Source organism: Pseudoduganella buxea (genome assembly GCF_009720835.1).
Lineage (GTDB): Bacteria > Pseudomonadota > Gammaproteobacteria > Burkholderiales > Burkholderiaceae_D > Rugamonas > Rugamonas buxea.
Genome location: NZ_WNKZ01000095.1, coordinates 1 through 21,433 on the forward strand (window position 1 = coordinate 1; position 21,433 = coordinate 21,433).

The following is a 21,433-nucleotide window of genomic DNA, read 5'->3' on the forward strand; positions in this document are numbered from 1 at the left end:
GCACCAGCGGGGTGCCGCGCACGGGGCCGCCGCTGGCGCTGGCCGGCGCGCCGACCCGGGTCCAGACGATCCTGCCGGCCCGGCACAGCTCATCGAGCCACAGCATCGAATAATCCTTCACCCGCGCCGCCAGCAGCTCGCTTTCCCACGCACCGGCCGCCGCCTCGAAGCCTTCCAGCTGCGCCAGCACCTGGCCCAGCGCATCGGTCCCCTGTACGCGGGCGTCCTCGGCCAGGTGCTGCCACTCGAACAGGAAGCGCATGAAGTCCTGCCGTTCCACCGGCTCGATCTCGCGCCGCAGGCGCTTGATGGTGTAACGGTGGATGCGCGCCAGCAGGTGCCGCTCGCACCATTCATCTACCGTGGCGCCCGGCGTGAAGCGCCCCCGCAGCACATAGCCTTCGCTTTCCAGCCGCGCCAGCGCGATGGCCGCCGGGCTTTCCGCCAGCCCCAGCGGCGCGGCGATGGCGGCAAGGGTCAGCGGCCCGAAGCCGGCCAGGCGCGCGCGCAGCACTTCCACCAGGGCCGTGTCGGCAGTCCAGGCCTCGTCTGCGTTTGCCAGCCGGTCCGGGATCGCCAACGGCGGCGTGGCGACGGCGTCCGGCCATGCCGCCTGCACGCAGGTCAGCCTTTCCAGCGCCACCCAGCAATCGAATCCATTGGCCCGCAGGCGCGTGGCGCGGCCGCCGCCGGCCAGCGCGGCCAGCCAGTCGGCCCAACCCGGATTGGCGGCCGCCTCGCCCTGCGTGACGCAGGCCAGCGCCACCAGGGCCTCGTGCATTTCGTCGGCAGTGCGCACCTGCGGCCAGCTTTCCTCGGCCACGGCCTCGATGGCGCCGGCATCGAGGGCGCCCAGGTCGTCGGTGGAAGCCGGGTCGGTCCAGCGGCGGTTGATGACGGCCTGGGTGCGGCGCTCCTCCAGCGGGGCGTCGTCCAGGAAGGCGTACGGGCGGGCATTGAGGATTTCCATCGCCAGCGGCGACGGCGCGGGCAGGTCGCGCGACAGCAGGCGCACCTGGCCCGCTTCCATGCGGCGCAGCAGGGCGAGCCAGCCTTCGCTGTCCATCGCATCGTGCAGGCAGTCGTCCAGGGTCTGGTCCACCAGCGGGTGGCTGGGCAGCTCCCGCTCGCCGACGATGTTTTCCAGGCACGCGGCCTGGTCCGGGAAGACGGCCGCCAGCATGTCGTCGCTCTTCATCCGCATCAGCTGGGGCGCCACCTTGCGCCCGCCGGCGAAGCGGGGCAGGGCCAGTGCCGTCGTGGCGTTCCAGCGCCAGCGCACGTTGAACAGGGGCGCGTCCAGCAGGGCCTGGACCAGGATGTGCTCCGCGCTGGACGAGCGCAGGTAGCGCCACACCTCATCCAGCGCGAAGCTGTGCGTGTCCGACAGCGACAGCACGATGGCGTCCTCCGTGGCGGCGGCCTGAAGCTCGAAATTGAAGGTGCGGCAGAAGCGCTTGCGCAGGGCCAGGCCCCAGGCCCGGTTGATGCGGCTGCCGTAGGGCGAATGAAGCACCAGCTGCATGCCGCCCGACTCGTCGAAGAAGCGTTCCATGACGAGGGTGTCGCGGGTCGGCAGGGCCGTCAGCGCGGACCGGGCCCGCGCCAGGTAGTCGACGATCTGGCCGGCCGCGTCGTCGCCCAGGCCCAGGTGCTCGTGCAGCCACGCGTTGGCATGGTCGATGGCGGCGTCGCCGTCCGCCTCGCCGAGCAGCCGGTCGATCTCGCCGCGCAGCCGCGCCACGCCGATGGACAGCTCGTCGCTGCGGCCGGGCGCCTCGCCCAGCCAGAACGGGATGTTCGGCGCGGCGCCGTGCGCATCCTCGACGCGCACCTTGCCGCCTTCCACGCGCAGGATGCGGTAGGACGTATTCCCCAGCTGGAAGACGTCGCCGGCAAGGCTTTCGACGGCGAAGTCCTCGTGCACCGTGCCCACGCTTTGCCCTTGCGGTTCCAGCAGCACCGTGAAGTCGGCGTTGTCGGGAATGGCGCCGCCGGAGGTGACGGCTGTCAGCTTGCCGCCGCGCCGGCCCCGCAAGGTGCCGCTGACGGCGTCGCGGTGCAGGTAGGCGGCGCGCACGCCCTGGCGGCCGTCGAAGCCTTCGGTCAGCATGCGCAGGACGGCGTCATAGCGTTCGCGCGGCAGGTTCGCGTAGGGCGCCGCACCCCGGAGCAGGTCGAACAGATTGTCCTCCGACCACTCGCGGCTGGCCACTTCGGCCACGATCTGCTGGGCCATCACGTCGAGCGGCGCGACGGGGATGCGCAGCGCATCGAGTTCGTCGCGGCGCACGCAGTCGAGCAGGGCGGCGCATTCGACCAGGTCGTCGCGCGAGGTGGGGAACAGGCGGCCCTTGGGCAGCCCGCCCACCTGGTGGCCGGAGCGGCCGACCCGCTGCAGGAAGGACGCGATGCTGCGCGGGGAGCCCATCTGGCAGACCAGGTCGACATCGCCGATATCGATCCCCAGTTCCAGCGACGCCGTGGCCACCAGCATGCGCAGCTCGCCCCGTTTCAGGCGCTGCTCGGCGTCGAGCCGGTATTCCTTGGCCAGGCTGCCGTGGTGGGCCGCCACCAGGCTCGGCCCCAGGCGGTCGGCCAGGTGCCGGGCGATGCGCTCGGCCATGCGTCGGGTGTTGACGAACACCAGGGTGGTGCGGTGCAGGACGGCCAGTTCGGCCAGCCGGTCGTAGACCCGCTCCCACACTTCGTTGGGCAGCACCGCTTCCAGCGGCACGGGTGGCAGTTCCAGCCCCAGGTCGCGTGCCCGCACGTGGCCGACGTCGACGACGGCGCAGTCGCGCCCCGCGCCGGCAAGGAAACCGGCCACCGCGGCGATGGGCTTCTGCGTGGCCGACAGGCCGACCCGCACGGGCGGACGGGGACACAGGGCGTCGAGCCGCTCCAGGCTCAGTACCAGGTGGCTGCCCCGCTTGCTGCCCGCCACGGCGTGGATTTCGTCGACGATCACCGTGCGAACCGTCGACAGCATGGCGCGCCCGCTGGCCGAACCGAGTAATACATACAGCGATTCCGGCGTGGAGACGAGGATATGGGGCGGGCGCCGGCGCGCCGCATTGCGTTCGGCCTGGGGCGTATCGCCCGTCCGCACGGCGCTGCGGATGCCGTGCGGCGGCAGCCCCAAGACGGCCAGCCGGGCGGCGATACCTTCCAGGGGCGCCAGCAGGTTGACGCGGATATCGTTCGACAGGGCCTTCAGCGGCGACACGTACAGCACCCGGGTTTCGTCCGGCAGCGGGCCGGTGCCGCTTTCCGCGACCAGCGCGTCGATGGCGGCCAGGAAGGCCGTCAAGGTCTTGCCTGAACCCGTGGGCGCGGCGATCAGCGTGGTACGGCCGGCCTGGATCAGGGGCCAGGCTCGGCGCTGCGCCTCGGTCGCGCCGGGGAACGAGGCGCCGAACCACGCCGCCACGGCCGGGTGGAAGCGGGTCAAAGGATCGGCGCGCGCAGCCACGGGCCAGGGCCTCAGTTGCCGTGGAATTCGCCGGCGTCGGCGAACAGGGCCCATGTCGAAATGAACAGGGCGGCGACGACGGGGCCGATGACGAAGCCGTTCAGTCCGAACAGGGCCATGCCGCCGATGGTGGAGAGCAGCACGATGTAGTCCGGCAGCTTGGTGTCCTTGCCCACCAGGACAGGGCGCAGCAGGTTGTCGACCAGGCCGATCACCAGCACGCCGAACACGATCAGCACGACGCCCTGCCAGATCGAACCGGTGATCAAGAGGTAGATCGCCACCGGGCCCCAGATGATGGCCGCGCCGATGGCCGGCAGCAGCGACAGGAAGGCCATCACGACGCCCCACAGCAGCGGGCCGGGCACGTCGAGGAACCAGAAGATCAGGCCGCCCAGCGCACCCTGGGTCAGGGCCACGAGGATATTGCCCTTGACGGTGGCGCGGATCACGGTGAGGAAGTTCTCGAACAGGGGCGCCTTGTAGCGCTCGCTCAGGGGGATCGCCCGGCGGATGCGCGACGACAGGGTCTGGCCGTCGCGGAACAGGAAGAACAGGAGGTACAGCATGACGGTGACGCTGACGAGGAAATCGAAGGCGTCGCGGCCGAAATTGATGGCATAGCGGGCCACGCCCTGGCTGATCTGGGCGGCACCGGCCGTCAGCTTGCGCTCCAGGGTGGCCAGGTTGGTCAGCTCGAAGCGTTCCAGCACGCTCGAGGCCCACCCGGGCATGCCGGCAATGGCGCGCTGGAACATGCGGCCGAAGTCGATCTGGCCCGATTCGATCATGGCGTAGATGCCTGCGGCCTGGTCGACCAGCGAGGCGGCGATCATCGTGACGGGCAGGATCACCATCAGGATAATCAGCAGCAGGGAGATCAGCGCCGAGGCATTGGGCTTGTTGCCCGTGACTTGCAGCAGCCGGTAATGCAGGGGCGCGAACACGATGGCGAACACGACACCCCAGAACACGGCGCCGCCGAAAGGCAGCAGGATCCAGCCGAAGGCGATGGTGACGAGGGCCAGCAGCAGCAGGAAGGATGTTTGCGGCAGGGTGAATTGCTTCATGGGACTCCAGAAATGTGATCGCGTGCGACGTTGTCACATCATAAACGACCCGGGCCATAAGGGGCCACGGGCTTGCCCGTGTCGCGCTGGCGTCCTACCGAATCGCGGCCGGGCTGGAGTGTGTTTTATAATTTACCTGCGGGAATTGACGGTTCCCCTTTTTTCCAATCGAGGCCCGGTAAAACGTTCGATCGGCGCCAGGTCCGTGCCGCTGTCGTTGCCGCGCCGCTTACACTCAAGCGAATGACCGAACATTTACAGTCACGCCGTGCGGCACGCAAGGCAACCCGCCGGATTTCCACCGGCGTCCCGGGGCTCGACGACATCCTGTGCGGCGGGCTGACGGCCGAGCGCGTCTACCTGGTGGAGGGCTCGCCCGGCGCCGGCAAGACGACCTTGGGCCTGCAATTCCTGCTCGACGGCGTCGCCCGTGGCGAAAAAGGCCTGTATATCACGCTGTCCGAAACGGCCGACGAGCTCGACGCCGTGGCCGAGAGCCACGGCTGGTCGATCGACGCGCTGTCCGTGTTCGAACTGGCCGACGAGGAAGCGCTGGACCCGGATGCCCAGCAGTCCGTGCTGCACCCGGCCGAAGTCGAGCTGGGCGAGACGGCCAAGGGCGTGATGAACCAGGTCGACCTCGTCAAGCCGGCCCGCGTCGTGTTCGACAGCCTGTCGGAAATGCGCCTGCTGGCCCAGAACTCCTTGCGTTACCGCCGCCAGATCCTGGCGCTGAAGCAGTTCTTCACGTCCCGTTCCTGCACGGTGTTGATGCTGGACGACAAGACCAGCCAGTCCGACCAGCACCTGCACAGCATTGCCCACGGCGTCATCAGCCTGGAGCAGCTCGCCAAGGAATTCGGCAAGGAACGGCGGCGCGTGAACATCATCAAGATGCGTGGCCTGCGCTTCCGGGGCGGCTACCACGACTACCTGCTCGACACGGGCGGCCTGCGCATGTTCCCGCGCCTGGTGGCGGCCGAGCATCCCGGTACGTTCGAACCGGTGGCCCGCTCGACGGGGTCCGCCGGCCTGGATACCGTGCTGGGCGGCGGCCTGATCGCCGGCACCAATACCCTGATCGTGGGGCCTTCCGGCATCGGCAAGACGACGGTGACGGTGCGCTGCATGCTGTCCGGGCTGGAACGGGGCGAAAAAGCCGTGTTCTGCCTGTTCGACGAAGGCATCGGTACCTTCCTCGTGCGCAGCAGGGCGCTGGGCATGGAGCTGGACGGCTATCTCGCCAGCGGCCAGTTGTCGATCCGGCACATCGATCCGGCCGAGCTGTCCCCGGGGGAGTTTGCCCAGATGCTGCGCGACGCGGTCGAGCAGGAGGATGTCGGCTTCGTCGCCATCGACAGCCTGAATGCCTACATGCAGTCGATGCCGGGTGAGCAGTTCCTGATGCTGCAGATGCACGAACTGTTGTCCTACCTGAACCAGAAAGGCATCACCACCGTACTGGTGCTGGGCGAACACGGGCTGGTCGGTGAAGTCAAGCGCGACGTCGATCTCAGCTACCTGAGCGACGCGACCGTGCTGCTGCGCTTCTTCGAGTCGGACGGCATGCTGCGCCGGGCCATCACGGTCGTCAAGAGCCGCACCGCCAACCACGCGCTGACGATCCATGAACTGGTGCTGCGCGACGGCGGCGTCGACATCGGCGAATCGCTGCAGGGTTTCGAGGGCATCCTGACCGGGGTACCCACGTATCGGGGCGAAACGGCGATGATGGTATCCCACGGCAATGACGCCAGCTAGCGGCAACGAAGAGCGGGTGTTGGTGCTGGCCCCGCGGGGCCGCGATGCCGACGTCATTGCCGGCGTCGTCGGCCGGGATGGCATCGCCTGCGTACCGGTGCCGGACCTGGCTGTGCTGCTGGGCCAGATGCGCATGGGCGCGGCGGCCGCCGTCATCGCCGAGGAAGCGTTGACGGGCGGCGACTGCCGGCCCCTGGTGGCCTGGCTGGAAGGGCAGGAGCCCTGGTCGGATTTTCCCATCGTGCTGCTGCTGTCGAAGCGGGTGGGCCGCATCGATCCGGGCCTGCAGGCGCTGATCGCCGCGCTGGGCAACGTGATCCTGCTGGAACGCCCGTTGAGCGCGGAGACCCTGGCCAGCGCGGCCGGCTCCGTGCTGCGGGCCCGGCGCCGGCAATACCAGGCCAGGCGGGTGCTGGCCGAACGGCAGGCGGCCACGGCCCAGGTGGCGGCGCTGAACGCCACCCTGGAAGCGAAGGTGGAGCAACGCACGCGCGCGCTGGCCCAGGCCAACGACCGGCTGACGTCCGAAGTGATCGAGCGCGAGAAGGCCCAGCAGGCCATGCTGCAGTACCAGAAAATGGAGTCGCTGGGCCGGCTGACGGGTGGCGTCGCCCACGATTTCAACAACCTCCTCAATGTCGTGCAGGGCAGCATGGAGCTGATCCTGGCCGTCAGTGCCGACGAAACCGTGCGGCGCCGGGCCCAGACGGCGCAGGCCGCCTGCGTGCGGGGCGCCCGGCTGACGACGCAGCTGCTCGCCTTTGCCCGCAGCCAGACCCTGGACCTGCAGCCGCTGGCCGTGCAACGGATGTTCGAATCCGTCACCCAGCTGGCGCGGCCCCTGCTGGGCGCCGGGATCGAGCTGATCGTTACCGTCGGCCCCGGCGCCGACTATATCCTGGGCGACGCCAGCCAGATGGAAATGGCGCTGCTGAACCTCGTCATCAACGCCCGGGACGCCACGCTCGACAACGGCCGGATCGTCATCCGCGCTTCCCGGGGCAAGCCGCCCCCGGGGCTGCGCGACGATATCGGCTATGTGCGCATTGCCGTGTCGGACAACGGCACCGGCATGAGCCCGGAAGTGGCTGCCAAGGTGTTCGAACCCTTCTTCACCACCAAGGGCGTCGGCAAGGGCACGGGCCTGGGGCTGAGCCAGGTCTACGGCATGACGCAGCAGTCCGGGGGTGCCGCCCGCATCGAAAGCCTGCAGGGCGAGGGCACCACGGTGGAGATCTGGCTTCCCGCCGCCGATGCCGGCGAAGCGCGCGCGCCGGGGGAGGTTGTGCCCCAGGGTGCCATCGCCGGCTCGCGCCTGCTGGTGGTCGAGGACGACGAGTTCGTTCGCGCCTGCATGGTCGACACCTTGACGGCGCTCGGCTGCGTCGTGCGGCAGGCAAGCAACGGCGACGAAGCCGTGCGCGCGCTGGCGCAGGACCGGCCCGACCTGCTGCTGACGGATTACCTGATGCCCGGCATGACGGGCGCGGAGCTGGCCCGCAGCGCGCGCGATCGCTATCCGGACCTGCCCGTCATCGTCGCCACCGGCTATGCCGACATGGAAGCCATCCAGGCCTCCATCGGCGAAGGCATGGTGCTGCGCAAGCCCTTCCAGATGGCCGAATTGGGCGCGGCCGTGGGCAAGGCCCTGAGCGCCGGGCGGAGCATGCTCAGCCAGGCGTCGAGCGCCCCGTCCTGACGTCAGGCGGCGGCCGGGGGCAGCGGTTCGCGCAGGCGAATGATCTGGCTGGTGTTATCGAACTGGATCACTTGCATGCTCAGCAGGTCCTCGCCTTCCGTCTCGACGAAGATATCGCGCGGATGGCGGATCATGTGGTCGATCCCCTCCGCCATGACGGCCACCAGGTCGTTCTTGTGGTCGTACATGATGCCGTACAGGGGCAGCCACTCGGCCGCCACCTGGCTTCCCAGGGCCAGCGAAGCGACCTCGATGGCGACGGTCTTGCCCGCCAGCCGTTTCGAAACATTGTCGAAATATGGTCCCCATTCCCTGCGTTCCAGATGCTTGGTGTGCGCCATGCCTGATCTCCTTCGGTTGATCCGTTCTTCCGTTCGACCGCGCGCGCGTGCGCGAGTTCACCGGCACGGTGGCGCTTTCTGCGCCCACCCGGCCATGGCGTTGTAAATCCGTTGCAACCCAAAAAATGTACTGGAAGAAAAAACAACTTCCGCAGCTTTTGGAGGTGAAGTCATTACACTGGTTCCAAACAGAAACTGTGGAGCCTGTCATGAACATCCTGCGCCAGTTGTCGATCAAGCAAAAGTTGCTGCTCAGCATGGGACTGTGCCTGCTGCTGTTCATCCTCGTGTCGTCGGCAATGAGCGTGAGCATGAACAGCAGCCGCGCGCGCGAACGGGCCTTGACGCAGGAGCTGCCGGCCCAGGTGGGCGAAATCCGTAACGACATGCTGCGCCAGATCGACCGCGCGCTGGCCGTTTCCGTGACCTTGACGAACACGACCTACGTACATGCGTGGGAAGACGCCGGCCTGCCCGACGACGGCATGGCGGCCTGGCAGGCCTTCGCGCGCCAGCTGAAGACGAAGAACGATGCCGCCACCGTGTTCTGGGTGTCGAAGGACACGGGCAAATACGTCACCGACGCCGGCTACGACCGCACGCTGTCGCCCCAGGCGCCGGGCGACGGCTGGTTCTACAGCTTCCTGAACGACGGCATCCCTTACCGCCTGGATATCGACCGCGATGTCAATTCCGGCACGTACATGCTCTTCATTAATACGCGCGTCGAGACGGCCGGCAAGAAGCTGGCCGTGGCGGGCATCGGCCTGGCCGTCAACAGCCTGGCCGACACCATCCGCAACTACCGGGTCGGCGAGACGGGTATCGTCTACCTGGTCCGGCCGAACGGCACCTTGCTGATCCACCGCGACGCCGCGCTGGCCGACGGCAAGCACACCTTGCAGCAGCAACCTGGCTTCGGCGCCGACGTCGTCAAGACCTTGTTCAATGGCGAGAAATTCAGCCAGTCCAGCATCGAACGGCCCGGCACGGGCACCGTATTCGTGGCGGCCTCGTATGTGAAGGAGTTGAACCTGTACGTGGTGGCGGAGGTGCCGGAAGCGGAAGTGCTGGGCAATATCGCCCGGTCGGCGACGATGTCGGCCCTGATCGCCGGCCTGATCGGCGGGGGCATCGGCATGCTGGGCATCTGGCTGATCAGCCGGGCCATCGCCGCGCCCGTCATGCGCGCGGCCCGCATGCTGGGCGAGATCGCCGACGGCAATGGCGACTTGAGCCGGCGCATGCGGGTCGAGTCGAACGACGAACTGGGCGCGCTGGCCAGCGCCTTCAACCGTTTCCTGGCTTCGCTGAACGGCACCATCCTGAAAGTGCAGGAAAGCGCCCACCTGATTTCCGCGGCCACCACGGAGATCGCCTCGGGCAACCTGGACCTGTCGAACCGCACCGAGGCGCAGGCGTCCAGCCTGGAGGAGACGGCAGCGGCCATGCTGGAGCTGACGTCGACGGTGCGCCAGAACGCCGACAATGCGGCCGAGGTCAACCGCCTGGTGGCGGCCACGTCGGCTTCCGCCGAAAAAGGCGGCGCCGTCGTCACCCAGGTGGTGCAGATGATGGGCCAGATCACGGGCAGTTCGCACCGCATGGCCGACATCATCGGCGTCATCGACAGCATTGCCTTCCAGACCAATATCCTCGCATTGAACGCGGCCGTGGAAGCGGCCCGCGCGGGCGAGCAGGGCCGCGGCTTTGCCGTGGTGGCGTCGGAAGTGCGCAACCTGGCCCAGCGCTCGGCGACGGCGGCCCAGGAGATCCGCGGGCTGATCACCACGTCGGTGAACCAGGTCGACGCGGGCAGCAAGCTGGCCGACGGCGCCGGCAGCGCCATCACGGAAATCGTGCAGTCGGTCCGCCATGTGGCCGAACTGGTGGCGCGGATCACGGCCGCCAGCTACGAGCAGAGCGAACGCATCGGCCAGATCAATGGCGCCATCGGCCTGATGGACGACTCGACCCAGCAGAACGCTGCGCTGGTCGAGGAGGCCGCGGCGGCGGCCCAGTCGCTGCATCACCAGGCGGCGGCGCTGGAGCAGGTGGTGGGCGCCTTCAAGCTCGATACGGCCGGGCGCGCGCTGGCCGAAGACGGCCCTGCGGGTGGCGCTGCGACAACACCGGGGGCACAAAGTCGGCTGTCAAAGATATTGCTTAATTGAAATTCAGTCTTTACCCGGCTATAATAAAATTTTTTCAACACAACATTTTTGTCCCCATGTCTACCCTGGTTGCCACTGCTGCCCTTGCGACGGCGATGCTGTCGAACTGCTCCTGGAATTCGCCGGGCCGCAATCCCTACCGGGGCAGCGTCAGCGCCGCCGTGTCGCGCTATGTCGACATCCCGGCTCCTGAGCGGGCCCGGCTGATTGCCAAGATCGAGGCGGCACGGCCAGACGACATGGTGGCCATCACGCGCGACGGCATCGTCGGCCAGCATGATTACAGTCCGCGCATCAGTGCCATGCATTTCGGCCAGCGCACGGTCTGCGACGACGTCATCCGCGACAAGTGGGCCGCCACGCGCAGCGAACCGGCCGCCGTGTACTGCGAGGGCGACCACTGCCTGATCGTGCCGAAGATCTGCAACAACGTCAGCCGCGTGCAGCGGATCGGCGGCGGCGGGCCAGGTGGCGCGCGTACCGCCGGCTCCCAACCGGCACCGGCAGCCTTCGGCTCCGCCGCGCAGGACATGCCGCGCGCGGCATCGCCGGACGATGTCGCCGCAGCCGACGCGCTGGCCCAGCTTGCGGCCACGCCGGCGCCCGTCACGTCGGCCTTCATGTCGCCTTTCGGCGGTGCCGTGGGCGGGACGTTTGGCACGGGCAAGCTGCCGACGACGGATACGACGCCATCGTCGCCGGTGCCGGAACCGGACACCCCGCTGATGCTGGGTGCAGGCTTTGCCGTGCTGCTGGCGGCGCGCCTGGGCGTGAAGGCCCGGCGCCGCAAGACCGCGCCCGACAGCGCCGCCTGAACCGGCCGACGGCCCGTCGGACCTTGCCGGCCAGCCCCACGCGGCCTGCCGCTGTCGCGGGCGGCACGCCCGGTGGCCGCGCCCCCGTTGAGAGATCGGCTAGCGCCGGAAATGCGCCTCGATCTCCTCCAGGGTCTTGCCCTTCGTTTCCGGCAGCAGGAAGGCGGCCGTCAGGAAGTAGAGCACCGTGCAGCCGGCCCAGAAGAAGAACATGGCCGCATAGCCGTGCTGGCCAACGGTCGGCAGGAACACGGCGGCGATCACGGTCGACACGAACTGGTTCACCAGCAGGGCCACGCTCATGCCGTTCGACCGGATCCGCGTCGGCATCAGTTCGGACAGGGCCAGCCACACGCACACGCCCGGTCCCACGGCGAAGCTGGCGACGAACAGGCAGATCGCCGCCGCCACCTTCCAGCCATGGGCCGGCGGCGGCACGTCGCCCAACTGGGCCCGCTCGATGCGCAAGGGCGCCGTCCGCGCCTGGGCCGGGTCGGCAAAGGGATTCAGGTGCAGCTTGCGGAAGAAGGCGCCGATGACGCTGTCCTCCTGCACGGTACCGGCACGCCGGATGTCGAGCACGGGCAGCCCGGCGTCGTCGCTGCGGCGCGTGGCCACGTTCGAGAAGTCGCCATAGCGGTAGGCGACCGTCAGCAGTTGCGGCGTGTCGCCGGCCTTGCCGCCCAGCGCGTGCAGGGTGGCGGCATCCAGGCGCAGCGCCACGCCGTCCCCCTGCACCCGCGCTTCGATGGCAGCGCGCACGTCGCGCTGGTCGCTTTCCGCCCCGTGGAACAGCAGGCCGGCTGCCAGCAGCGCGATGAGTATGCCGCCGCTGCCCAGCATAAGCAGGAACTTGCGGCCCTTGCGGTCCACCAGCACGACGGCGACGACCGTCATCACGGCATTCAAGACCTTCAGGCCCACGTCGGCGGCGTTGGCGGTTGCCCCGGACAGGCCGGCCTGGTTCAGGATATTGACGACATACGCCAGCACTGAATTGATGCCGGTGGCCTGGGTGCAGGCCAGGATCAGGCAGGCCAGCAGGAAGGGCAGCACGTAGCGCCGGCTCAGCAGCGGATCGGCGGCGCCCGGCTTGCCGTCGCCGTGGCCGTGGCTCGACAAGGGCGCGGCAGCCTGCATGGCGCGCAGTTCGGCATCGGCCTCGCCTGGGGCCCGCGTGCGCAGCAGTGCGCGGCGCGCCGCGCCGTCCCGTCCGCGCCGGACCAGCCAGCGGGGCGATTCGGCCAGCAGCATGCTGCCGAAGGTGAACACGAGCCCGGGCGCGAGGCACATCCAGAAGATGCTGCGCCAGGCCTGGTCGCGCGCGGCGAACAGGGCCTCCACGCGGGCCGCCTCCGACAGGGCCTGGGCCGCCAGCGCCGCCGCGTCGACGGTCCGGGCCTGCAGCAGGCCGATCAAGGCCGCCGCCACCAAGCCGATCGTCAGCAGCAGCTGGAACAGGGCCGCGCCCCGGCCGCGCTGGTCCGCACGCAGGCACTCGGCCAGGTACAGCGGCACGACGACGCCGATCAGGCCACCGCTGACGCCCTGCAGCAGGCGCCCCAGCAGCAGCGGCGTGTAGCCGTCGGCCAGCGCGATCAGGGGAATGCTGGCCGTGAACAATGCGCCGGACAGCACCATGGCCCAGCGCCGGCCGATGGCGTCGGCCACGGCGCCGGCGAACAGGGACGACAGCACGGAGCCCAGCAGCACGGCCGCCACGATGAAACTGAGCTGCTGGGCGCTCAGGCGCCAGGCCTGCGAGGCCGTCGCTTCCAGGTAGGGCAGGGCGCCGGCGATGATGCCGACATCGATCCCGTACAGCAGCCCGCCCATGCCGGCAATGAACAGCAGGTAGCGCATCGGCCAGGCGGGTGCGCTGGCGGCGCCAGGCAAGGTAGCAGCGTGCATCGGCACTCCTTCAGAGTATGGCCTCGCCTTCGACGTAGACGGCGACCGGTTGCAGGTCCTGGTCCAGGACCACGATATCGGCCCAGGCGCCGGGCGCCAGGCGGCCGCGTTCAAGCTCGCCCAGGTAATCGGCCGGGTACAGGGAAAGGCGGTGCGACGCGTCGGCCAGGTCCAGCCCCATGCCGACCAGGTTGCGCAGGGCCTGGTCCATCGTCAGCACGCTGCCGGCCAGCGAGCCCGTGGCAAGGCGCACGCAGCCCAGGCACTTGTACACGCGCTGGGAACCCAGTGCGTATTCGCCGTCGGGCATGCCGGTGGCCGCCGTCGCATCCGTGATGCCGTAGGCGCGGGGAATGGCGCGCAGCGCGGCCAGGATGGCGCCGGGATGGACGTGCTGCAGGTCGGGAATGATCTCGGCATACTCGGCATGCGCCAGCGCCGCGTCGACGATGCCGGGCTGGTAATGGTCCATTCCCGTCATGCCGTTGAACAGGTGGGTAAAACCGGTCGCACCGGCGCGCAAGGCGGCGACCCCGTCGTCATAACTGCCGTTGGAGTGACCCACCTGCACGCGCATGCCCAGCGCGGCCAGTTGCGGGATCAGCGCCAGATGGCCTGCCACCTCGGGCGCCATCGTCAGCACGCGGATCGGCGCGATGGCGTCCAGGCTTCGTACCAGCTCCAGGGTGGCGGCCATGACATGCGGCGGCTGCGCGCCCAGGCGGTGGGCGCTGATGAACGGGCCTTCCAGGTGCACGCCCAGCATGCGCGCGCCCCGTTCGGGACGCTCTGCGATGACACCGGCCAGACCGGCCAGCGCGTGCCGGATCGCCGGCTCGTGCGCCGTCATCGTCGTGCCCAGCATCGCCGTGGTGCCGTGGCGGGCATGCTCGCGCGCGACGACGGCGCCGGCATCGCCGCCGCGCATGATGTCCACGCCCGCCGCGCCGTGCACGTGCAGGTCGATGAAGCCGGGCAGGATGGTCAGCGCGGCGTCGGCCGTCCCGGGCACGATGGCCTCGATGCGGTCACCGAAGGCGAGGCTGCCGGTGACCCAGCCGTCGGGAGTGAGTATCCTGCCTGTCAGCATGGCTTGTCGTCGTCTGTGGTCTAGTCGGTGACGATCAACTCGATGCCCAGCTTCTGCAGGCCCTCGCGGTAGTCCTGGCCGATGCCGGCATCGGTGATGACGGTGTGGACGCGTTCGAGCTGCACGATGCGGTGCAGGCTGATGCGTCCGAATTTCGATGCGTCCGTGACGACGATGATCTTCTTGGCCCGCTCCACCATCTTGTGATTCAGGCTGGCCTCGGCCTCGTGGTGGGTGGTCACGCCGAACTGCAGGTCCAGGCCATCGACGCCGAGGAACAGCTTGTCGAAGTTATAGGCCTGCAGGCTGGCCTCGGCCTGGGTGCCCTGGATCGACAGCGACTCCTTGCGCAGCAGCCCGCCCGTCAGGATCAGGTCGACGCCGGGTGCGTCGGCCAGCTCCCACGCGATGTTCAGGCCATTGGTCATGACGGTGATGCCGCTGGCCTCGCGCAGGTGGCGCGCCAGCGAGATCGTCGTCGTGCCCGAGTCGATGATGATGTTGTCGCCGGGTTGCACCAGCTGGGCCGCGCGCGCGCCGATACGCTCCTTCTGCTGCTGGTTGATGGCGTCCTTCTGCCGCACCGTGTGCTCGGTGGGCGGCGTGCGCGTCAACGTGGCGCCGCCATGGCTGCGGGTGGCCAGGCCTTGCGCCTCCAGGGCACTCAGGTCGCTGCGGATCGTCACGGCCGAGACGCCGAAGGCATCGACCAGGTCGGTGACCTGCACGGCGCCGTCTCGCACGAGCAGTTGCAGAATGGATTCGCGGCGTTGGCTGGTATGGCGCATGGTGGGGGGGGGAGCAGTCAAAAGACGCAGCTTATCAGAGCGCCGGCGCCGGCAGGGCGGCCATGTTGCGGCTGCAGGCACGGGCATACTGGGCCAGCACTCTGCCGATCTTGTGCTCCACCAGTGCCTGGGCATGCGTTCCCAGTTGGCCCTGCAGCACGTCCAGGTACTGCTCCGGCAGGTGCTGGGACAGCAGCGGCAGCGGGATCTCGCGGGCATCGAGGTTGGCGAACAGGCGTGCCACGGCATCGGCCACTTCCGGCTCGCCCCAGTAATAGCGGCAACGGTCGCTCAGGCCATAGCGGCGCAGCACGCGCTGCTCGTCGCTGCTGCCGGCGTAGTGGGCGCGCCAGTGCTGCGGCTTGGCCAGCATGACGTCGTCGAGCACCTGCATCAGGCGCGAGCGCGCACTGGGCTGCACCAGCTCGTCCTCGATCTGGCACAGCGCCAGCAGGCCCTCGCGCAGCGCGAAGGTGGCGGCCGGGCCCACCTTCAGGATGGCGAAATGGTCGCGCACCATCGCGTGCAGGCTTGCCTCGCGCTGGTAGTCCGTCGAATGGGCCTCGAACACGAGGCCGGGCTGGCCCGCCACCCAGTCCGACAGCACGGCCGCCTGGGCCGGGTCGTAGTGCTGGATATGGCTGGCATCGAAATCCACGCCAGGCTGTACCACCAGGGCGATGACGCGGCGCCACGCATCGCGCAGGCCGGCGGCCGCGAAGGCCTGGCGGTGTACTTCCAGCGTGCGGGCCGCGGCCGATGGCGCCGTGGGGGCGCCGGCATCGGCCAGGGCCCACTTGATGCGGGTATTGCCCGCGTCGACCAGCAGCCACGCCGTCATGCCAGCCTCAATGACACGTCGCCCGACAGCACGGCCATGCGGCCGGCTGGGGTGTCCAGCAGCAGCCGGCCGGATTCGTCGACGCCCGCGGCCAGGCCCTGCTGCACCACGGCGCCGCCGTCGAGAATGTTCACGGCCTGGCCGCGCCAGCCCTGCAGCGCGTTCCACCGTTCGCGGAACGGGGCGAAGCCGGTGTCGTCGAATTCGGCCAGCACGGCGGCCAGGCGGCTCAGCAGGGTTGCCACCAGCACGTTGCGGTCCATCTGCGCCAGCCACGGCGCCGATGCCACGGCGCGGTCCAGCGTCGCTTCCAGTTCATCCGGCAGCAACAGGTTGATGCCGCAGCCGATGACGGCCCAGATGGCGCCGTCGTTCGTGGCCTGGGTTTCGACCAGCACGCCGGCCAGCTTGGCGCCGTCCTTCATCACGTCGTTCGGCCACTTCAGCTGCACCGGCACGCCCAGGCCCGCCAGCGTCTCGGCCAATGCGACGCCGACGGCCAGCGGCAGGCCGGCCAGGCGCTGCAAGGGCCCTTGGAAGCGCCAGGCCAGGGAGAACGTCAGCGACGCGCCCGGCGCGGACAGCCAGCTGCGGCCGGCCCGGCCCCGTCCCGCCGTCTGCACCTCGGCGATGCGCAGCACGGGTCCGGGCAGGGCGGCGCCGCCTTGCAGGCGGGCCAGCAGGTCGGCATTGGTGGAACCCGTCTCGGGCACCAGTTCGATGGCGACGTGCGAGGCGCTGGCGGCGCAGTGGGCGGCGCAGTGGGCGGCGAGGGCGCTGGCGGAAACGGTCATGGCGGTGTCTGGCGCGGCTTGCGCGGCGCCCGGGCAAAGGCGAGATCATACAGCGCAACTGGCAACAGGCGCAGCAGCTTCGCCACGACGCCCATCTGCCACGGAATGACGCGGTAGGCGGCGCCGCCGTCGATGGCATGCGCGGCGCGCGCGGCAAACGCCTGCGGCGCCATCAGGAACGGCATCGGGTAGGGGTTGTGGCGCGTCATCGGCGTATCGATATAGCCCGGCGCAATTGTCACGACCTTGATGCCGTGGCCGCGCATCTCGATGCGCAGCGCCTCGCAATACGTCATCACGGCCGCCTTCGAGGCGCTGTAGGCGCCGGCACCGGGCAGGCCGCGGATGCCGGCCACGCTGCCGATGCCCACCAGCCGGCCGGCCGTGCGCTGCGTGCGCATCGCAGCAATGAAGGGCGCGAACGTGGCGGCGGTGGCGGTCAGGTTGGTCGCGACGATGTCGGCGAACACCGGCAGGTCTTCAAGGTATTCGGTCAGGGTGCCCTGCGAGATGCCGGCATTGGCGATGACGATGTCGATGCCGCCCGCGTGGGCCAGGAAATCGGCGGCGGCGGCACCCAGTGCGGCGTGGTCGCGCACGTCGACGCCATAGGCGCGGTGCAGGTGGGAATTCGGAAAGGTGGCAATCAGCGCGTCGAGTGCCGCGCTGCGGCGCGCCAGCAGGCCCAGGGTCGCGCCCTGGCGCGCATAGTGCGTGGCCAGGGCGGCGCCGAGGCCGCTGGAGGCGCCCGTGATGAAGACGCGCTTCATCGATGAGGCTTACTTCTTCGCGGCCTTGGCCTTGGCGACGAGGGCATCGAGCACCTGCAGGGTGGCCTGCTGCTGTTTCGCTTCCGTGTCCAGATCCTTGTTGGCCTGGCCCGTCAGGCTGGGCGAGGCCTGCCAGCGGCCGTCGACGACGATCAGCGGCCAATACTCGACCTTGTAGCTCTCCATCATGGCGCCGGCGCGGCGCAGCTTGCCGGCCACGCCGAAGGAGCGGTAGGTGTCGATGAATTTGGCGCGGTCGATGCCGTTTTTCGCCGCCCAGTCGAACACGACTTCGTCCCGGGTGAAGTCCTGGCGTTCTTCATGCAGGGCCTTGAGCACCTTGGCCTGGAACTGGTCGGCCAGGCCCAGCGACTCGAGCGTGTAGTACAGCTTCTGCTGCGGCGCCAGGCGTTCGTTGTACGGCACGTGCACGCGCTTGAAGACGATATTGTCGCCCTGCTTCTTCACCCAGGCCGACAGCATCGGATCGAAGGTATGGCAATGGGGGCACCAGTAGGCGAAGAACTCGATGACTTCGACCTTGGCACCGCTGTCGGTCGGTTGCGACGTCGGCAGCACCTGGTAATCGGCGCCTTCCTTCGGCGCGGTGGGCGAGGCGCAGGCGCCGAAGGCGATGAACGACAGGGTCAGGGCGGACAGGATCTTCTTCAGCATTTGCAGGGGTCTCCAGTGACGACGGGGTTTACTTTTGATTGCGTACGACGGCGACATCGACGCCGTTTTCGGACAGCTTGCCGCGCACCTTGTTCATCGCTTCGACCTGCGTGAACGGGCCCACGCGCACGCGGTGCAGCACGCCCGAATCGGTGGTGCGGTCCGTGACGGTGGCCTCGAAGCCCAGCAGCGCCAGCTTGGCGCGCACGGCTTCGGCGTCGGCTGTTTCGCGGTAGGCGCCGGCCTGCAGGTAATAGACGAATTTCTCGTCGCCCGGCGCGGAAGGTGCCGGCGCGGCCGATTGCGACGGCGGCGCCGCCGTGTTCAGCGGGGCCGGCGCCTTGGCCGGCTCGGAAGGCTGGGCCTGGATCTTGTCGACCACGGCCTGCAGCGGATCGGGCGACGGCGCGGCCGGTGCCGGCGCCGCCGGTTTCGCTTCCTTCTCGAAGTCGCGGTTGGCGTTGCGCGTGGCATCGCGGTTGCCGTACATCGGCTTGTTCGGGTCGACGTTCTGGCCCACGGCCTCGGCGGGCTTGCTGCGGGCCGTCTTTTCCGTGAACGGCGACTGGCCCTTGGTGATCATCAGCGCGACGATCACGGCGATCACCAGGCCGATGACGAGGCCGATGATGATGCCGACCAGGGTGCTGCCCTGCTGGCGCGGCGGGAGGGTAGGGCGGGTGCGGAAAGTCATGTTTGCGAAACGTCCTTGCTGTGGCGGGGGGGCGGACGTGGTGTCCGCCGTCCCCGGTACGGTTTACATCTGGTTGGGTGCGGAAACGCCGATCAGCGCCAGGCCATTGCGCAGCACCTGGCGGGTGGCGACGACCAGGGCCAGGCGGGCCAGCTTGACGGCTTCGTCATCGACCAGCACGCGCTCGGCGAAGTAGAAGCTGTGCAGGGCGGCAGCCAGGTCGCGCAGGTAGAACGCCACCTGGTGCGGGCCCAGCTCCGACTGGGCCCGTGCCAGCATTTCCGGATACTGGGCCAACGCGGCCAGCAGCGTCTTCTCGCTGGGGGCCTGCAGCGGCGCCAGGTCGACGCCGCTCAAGGTGGCGACGTCGCCGCCCCACTGTTCCAGCATGCGGCAGATGCGGGCGTGGGCGTACTGCACGTAATACACCGGGTTCTCGTCCGACGTCTTCAGTGCCACGTCGACGTCGAACACGAACTCCGTGTCGGCCTTGCGCGAGATGAGGAAGAAGCGCACCGCGTCCCGGCCCTTGGTGATGTCGCCGCCGCCGGACCATTCGATCAGGTCGCGCACCGTCACGTAGGAGCCGGCCCGCTTCGAGATCTTCACTTCGGCGCCGTCCTTCATGACGGTGACCATCTTGTGCAGCACGTAGTCCGGGTAGCCTTGCGGGATGCCCAGGTTGACCGCCTGCAGGCCGGCGCGCACGCGCGCGATGGTGCCGTGGTGGTCGGAGCCCTGGATATTGATGGCCTGCTTGAAGCCACGCTGGAACTTGACGATGTGGTAGGCCACGTCCGGCACGAAGTAGGTGTAGGTACCGTCCTTCTTGCGCATCACGCGGTCCTTGTCGTCGCCGTAGTCGGTGGTGCGCAGCCACAGGGCTTCGCCTTCCTCGTACGTGTGGCCATTGGCCACCAGGGCCGACACGGCCGCTTCGACCTTGCCGTCCGTGTACAGCGACGACTCCAGGTAGTAATTGTCGAACTTGACGCCGAAGGCCTGCAGGTCGGTGTCCTGCTCGCAGCGCAGGTAGGCCACGGCGAAGGCGCGGATCGATTCGAAGTCTTCCACGTCGCCGCTGCCGGTGACGGCCACGCCATCGCTGGCCGCGACGGTCTTTTTCGCCAGGAAGTCGCTCGCGATGTCCTGGATATAGTCGCCGTTATAGGCCGATTCCGGCCAGGCGGCATCGCCCGGCTTGTGGCCGCGGGCGCGCGCCTGCACGGACGTGGCCAGGGTCTGGATCTGCACGCCGGCGTCGTTGTAGTAGTACTCGCGCGTGACGTCGTAGCCCTGCGCCTCGAACAGCGAGGACAGCGCGTCGCCCAGCGCGGCCTGGCGGCCATGGCCCACGTGCAGCGGGCCGGTCGGGTTGGCCGAGACGAATTCGAGGATGACCTTGGTGCCCTTGCCGGCATCGCTGCGGCCGAAGGCGCTGCCCTGGTCCAGCACGGCCTGCACCACCGACTGCTTGGCCGCGTCCGTCACGCGCAGGTTGATGAAGCCGGGACCGGCGATGTCGGCCGATTCGACCAGGCCCTTGCCGGCCGGATTCTCCAGCAGCGCGGCGACGAGTTTTTGCGCCAGTTCGCGCGGGTTGGTCTTGAGCTGTTTGGCCAGCTGCATGGCGATATTGCAGGCGACGTCGCCGTGGGCGGCATCGCGCGGACGCTCCAGCACCACGTTGGCGGCAAGGCTTGTTCCTTCCAGGATGGGGGCAAGGGCGGCCTGGAACAGGGCGACGATCTGTTGTTTTTGTTGGGCTAGCATGAGCGAGTGGGCGGCTGGGCCGCGCTAAGGACTGTCGTGGGGCCGCGCCACGGAATGGGGCGTCGGCCAGGCTAACGGCAATTATAACGGTTTGCCCCCTGGCTGCCACCGCCGTGCCGCGCAGTCCGCCCGCTTCAGGCCGCTTCGCTGTAAGAGGCGCGCAACGCCGGCCATGCCTTGCACAGCATTTTCAGGGCCTTGGCCTGCTGCGGCAGCAGCGCCAGCTTCGCGTCCAGGGCCTCGCCGATGGCCTGGCAGATCGGTTTGCCAAGCGTTCTTCGACTTTCCCGGTTCGCCGTTGGCGTCTCGCAGCCGGGCCACGGCACTGTTGCAGTGGATATTGATGACGCTGGCGCCGGCCGATCTCCTGCAGGATCAGGCCGACGTGCCTGCCATAGCAGTCCGCGCCGAACCAGTGCTGGATCGCGCCAGAAAAACTTTTCAGGTGCATCCTTCCGACCGGGCATAAGGACGGTATTGTGGGATTTTTGCTTCCAGGTGGCAATGTGCGGCGTGTGCGGACACGGGAGGCCCTGGCCCTCACTGATACAATCCCGCCTTTGACAAAGCATCACGAAAGAATCACATGAACAAGCGCCCGACGCTGTCCCTGAAAGCCAAGCCGGCCCCGGCGAAAAAGACCCAGCCAGGCGGCAAAGCAGGGCCCCGCCCGGGCGCACGTCCGAACAGCGGCACGGCCGAGCCGCGCGAGCGCAAGCCGGTGGTGCAGCCGGCGCCGCTGGACCAGGCACCGGCCCCGGC

Annotated in this window: 16 protein-coding genes; 4 read left to right on the top strand and 12 right to left on the bottom strand. The window is 68.7% G+C overall.

Translation table 11 applies throughout. From position 1 onward, the window contains the following. Positions 1–3,475, bottom strand: a 3,475-nt coding sequence (locus GM672_RS23210) for a DEAD/DEAH box helicase (protein ID WP_371867093.1), incomplete at its 3' end; no start/stop codon positions are given. A gap of 11 nt (positions 3,476–3,486) precedes the next feature. Next, on the bottom strand, positions 3,487–4,545 hold the full coding sequence (locus tag GM672_RS23215; protein WP_155472905.1) for an AI-2E family transporter: 1,059 nt from the start codon (positions 4,543–4,545) through the stop codon (positions 3,487–3,489). Between the two features lie 243 nt (positions 4,546–4,788). Here GM672_RS23215 and GM672_RS23220 point away from each other — a divergent pair, with 243 nt between their 5' ends. Continuing rightward, a complete protein-coding gene (locus tag GM672_RS23220) occupies positions 4,789–6,306 on the top strand; it encodes an ATPase domain-containing protein (protein WP_155472906.1) in 1,518 nt (505 codons plus the stop codon). Next, on the top strand, positions 6,293–8,005 hold the full coding sequence (locus GM672_RS23225) for a response regulator (protein WP_155472907.1): 1,713 nt from the start codon (positions 6,293–6,295) through the stop codon (positions 8,003–8,005). Before GM672_RS23220 ends, GM672_RS23225 begins: the two co-directional genes overlap by 14 nt. Positions 8,006–8,007: 2 nt before the next feature. Here GM672_RS23225 and GM672_RS23230 read toward each other — a convergent pair whose 3' ends face one another. Then, positions 8,008–8,346, bottom strand: coding sequence for a DUF5335 family protein (locus GM672_RS23230; RefSeq protein ID WP_155472908.1), 339 nt, complete (start codon positions 8,344–8,346; stop codon positions 8,008–8,010). A gap of 209 nt (positions 8,347–8,555) precedes the next feature. Here GM672_RS23230 and GM672_RS23235 point away from each other — a divergent pair, with 209 nt between their 5' ends. Both GM672_RS23235 and GM672_RS23240 read left to right on the top strand, forming a co-directional pair. Continuing rightward, a complete protein-coding gene (locus GM672_RS23235) occupies positions 8,556–10,520 on the top strand; it encodes a methyl-accepting chemotaxis protein (RefSeq protein WP_155472909.1) in 1,965 nt (654 codons plus the stop codon). A 56-nt stretch (positions 10,521–10,576) separates the two neighbouring features. Next, positions 10,577–11,335, top strand: a complete 759-nt coding sequence (locus GM672_RS23240; protein WP_155472910.1) for an MHFG family PEP-CTERM protein — start codon at positions 10,577–10,579, stop codon at positions 11,333–11,335. A 99-nt stretch (positions 11,336–11,434) separates the two neighbouring features. Here GM672_RS23240 and GM672_RS23245 read toward each other — a convergent pair whose 3' ends face one another. The 9 genes from GM672_RS23245 to argS all read right to left on the bottom strand — a co-directional run bounded on the left by GM672_RS23245 (position 11,435) and on the right by argS (position 20,671). Beyond that, entirely contained in the window at positions 11,435–13,246 is a 1,812-nt protein-coding gene (locus GM672_RS23245; protein WP_229417897.1) for an MFS transporter, read from the bottom strand. Positions 13,247–13,256: 10 nt separating this feature from the next. After that, on the bottom strand, positions 13,257–14,336 hold the full coding sequence (locus GM672_RS23250; RefSeq protein ID WP_155472911.1) for an N-acetylglucosamine-6-phosphate deacetylase: 1,080 nt from the start codon (positions 14,334–14,336) through the stop codon (positions 13,257–13,259). Between the two features lie 20 nt (positions 14,337–14,356). Then, complete coding sequence (locus GM672_RS23255) at positions 14,357–15,145, bottom strand: DeoR family transcriptional regulator (RefSeq protein ID WP_229417898.1); 789 nt, start codon at positions 15,143–15,145, stop codon at positions 14,357–14,359. Positions 15,146–15,158: 13 nt separating this feature from the next. After that, positions 15,159–15,965, bottom strand: coding sequence for a class II D-tagatose-bisphosphate aldolase non-catalytic subunit (locus GM672_RS23260; protein WP_155472912.1), 807 nt, complete (start codon positions 15,963–15,965; stop codon positions 15,159–15,161). Further along, a complete protein-coding gene (locus GM672_RS23265; RefSeq protein WP_155472913.1) occupies positions 15,962–16,759 on the bottom strand; it encodes a biotin--[acetyl-CoA-carboxylase] ligase in 798 nt (265 codons plus the stop codon). The genes GM672_RS23260 and GM672_RS23265 overlap by 4 nt, the downstream gene beginning before the upstream one ends. Then, positions 16,756–17,529, bottom strand: coding sequence for an SDR family oxidoreductase (locus GM672_RS23270; RefSeq protein WP_155472914.1), 774 nt, complete (start codon positions 17,527–17,529; stop codon positions 16,756–16,758). Before GM672_RS23270 ends, GM672_RS23265 begins: the two co-directional genes overlap by 4 nt. Positions 17,530–17,538: 9 nt before the next feature. Next, positions 17,539–18,204, bottom strand: a complete 666-nt coding sequence (locus tag GM672_RS23275; RefSeq protein ID WP_308807461.1) for a thiol:disulfide interchange protein DsbA/DsbL — start codon at positions 18,202–18,204, stop codon at positions 17,539–17,541. 28 nt (positions 18,205–18,232) lie between these two features. Next, a complete protein-coding gene (locus GM672_RS23280) occupies positions 18,233–18,898 on the bottom strand; it encodes an SPOR domain-containing protein (protein WP_155472915.1) in 666 nt (221 codons plus the stop codon). A gap of 63 nt (positions 18,899–18,961) precedes the next feature. Next, on the bottom strand, positions 18,962–20,671 hold the full coding sequence (gene argS, locus GM672_RS23285; protein ID WP_155472916.1) for an arginine--tRNA ligase: 1,710 nt from the start codon (positions 20,669–20,671) through the stop codon (positions 18,962–18,964). Positions 20,672–21,433 lie beyond the last annotated feature (762 nt).

Bases quoted from the DNA above. Each gene is read 5' to 3' on its own strand.
- GM672_RS23215 (WP_155472905.1), bottom strand. From the start codon at position 4,545: ATGAAGCAATTCACCCTGCCGCAAACATCCTTCCTGCTGCTGCTGGCC.
- GM672_RS23220 (WP_155472906.1), top strand. From the start codon at position 4,789: ATGACCGAACATTTACAGTCACGCCGTGCGGCACGCAAGGCAACCCGC.
- GM672_RS23225 (WP_155472907.1), top strand. From the start codon at position 6,293: ATGACGCCAGCTAGCGGCAACGAAGAGCGGGTGTTGGTGCTGGCCCCG.
- GM672_RS23230 (WP_155472908.1), bottom strand. From the start codon at position 8,346: ATGGCGCACACCAAGCATCTGGAACGCAGGGAATGGGGACCATATTTC.
- GM672_RS23235 (WP_155472909.1), top strand. From the start codon at position 8,556: ATGAACATCCTGCGCCAGTTGTCGATCAAGCAAAAGTTGCTGCTCAGC.
- GM672_RS23240 (WP_155472910.1), top strand. From the start codon at position 10,577: ATGTCTACCCTGGTTGCCACTGCTGCCCTTGCGACGGCGATGCTGTCG.
- GM672_RS23245 (WP_229417897.1), bottom strand. From the start codon at position 13,246: ATGCACGCTGCTACCTTGCCTGGCGCCGCCAGCGCACCCGCCTGGCCG.
- GM672_RS23250 (WP_155472911.1), bottom strand. From the start codon at position 14,336: ATGCTGACAGGCAGGATACTCACTCCCGACGGCTGGGTCACCGGCAGC.
- GM672_RS23260 (WP_155472912.1), bottom strand. From the start codon at position 15,965: ATGACGGCGTGGCTGCTGGTCGACGCGGGCAATACCCGCATCAAGTGG.
- GM672_RS23265 (WP_155472913.1), bottom strand. From the start codon at position 16,759: ATGACCGTTTCCGCCAGCGCCCTCGCCGCCCACTGCGCCGCCCACTGC.
- GM672_RS23270 (WP_155472914.1), bottom strand. From the start codon at position 17,529: ATGAAGCGCGTCTTCATCACGGGCGCCTCCAGCGGCCTCGGCGCCGCC.
- GM672_RS23275 (WP_308807461.1), bottom strand. From the start codon at position 18,204: ATGCTGAAGAAGATCCTGTCCGCCCTGACCCTGTCGTTCATCGCCTTC.
- GM672_RS23280 (WP_155472915.1), bottom strand. From the start codon at position 18,898: ATGACTTTCCGCACCCGCCCTACCCTCCCGCCGCGCCAGCAGGGCAGC.
- argS (WP_155472916.1), bottom strand. From the start codon at position 20,671: ATGCTAGCCCAACAAAAACAACAGATCGTCGCCCTGTTCCAGGCCGCC.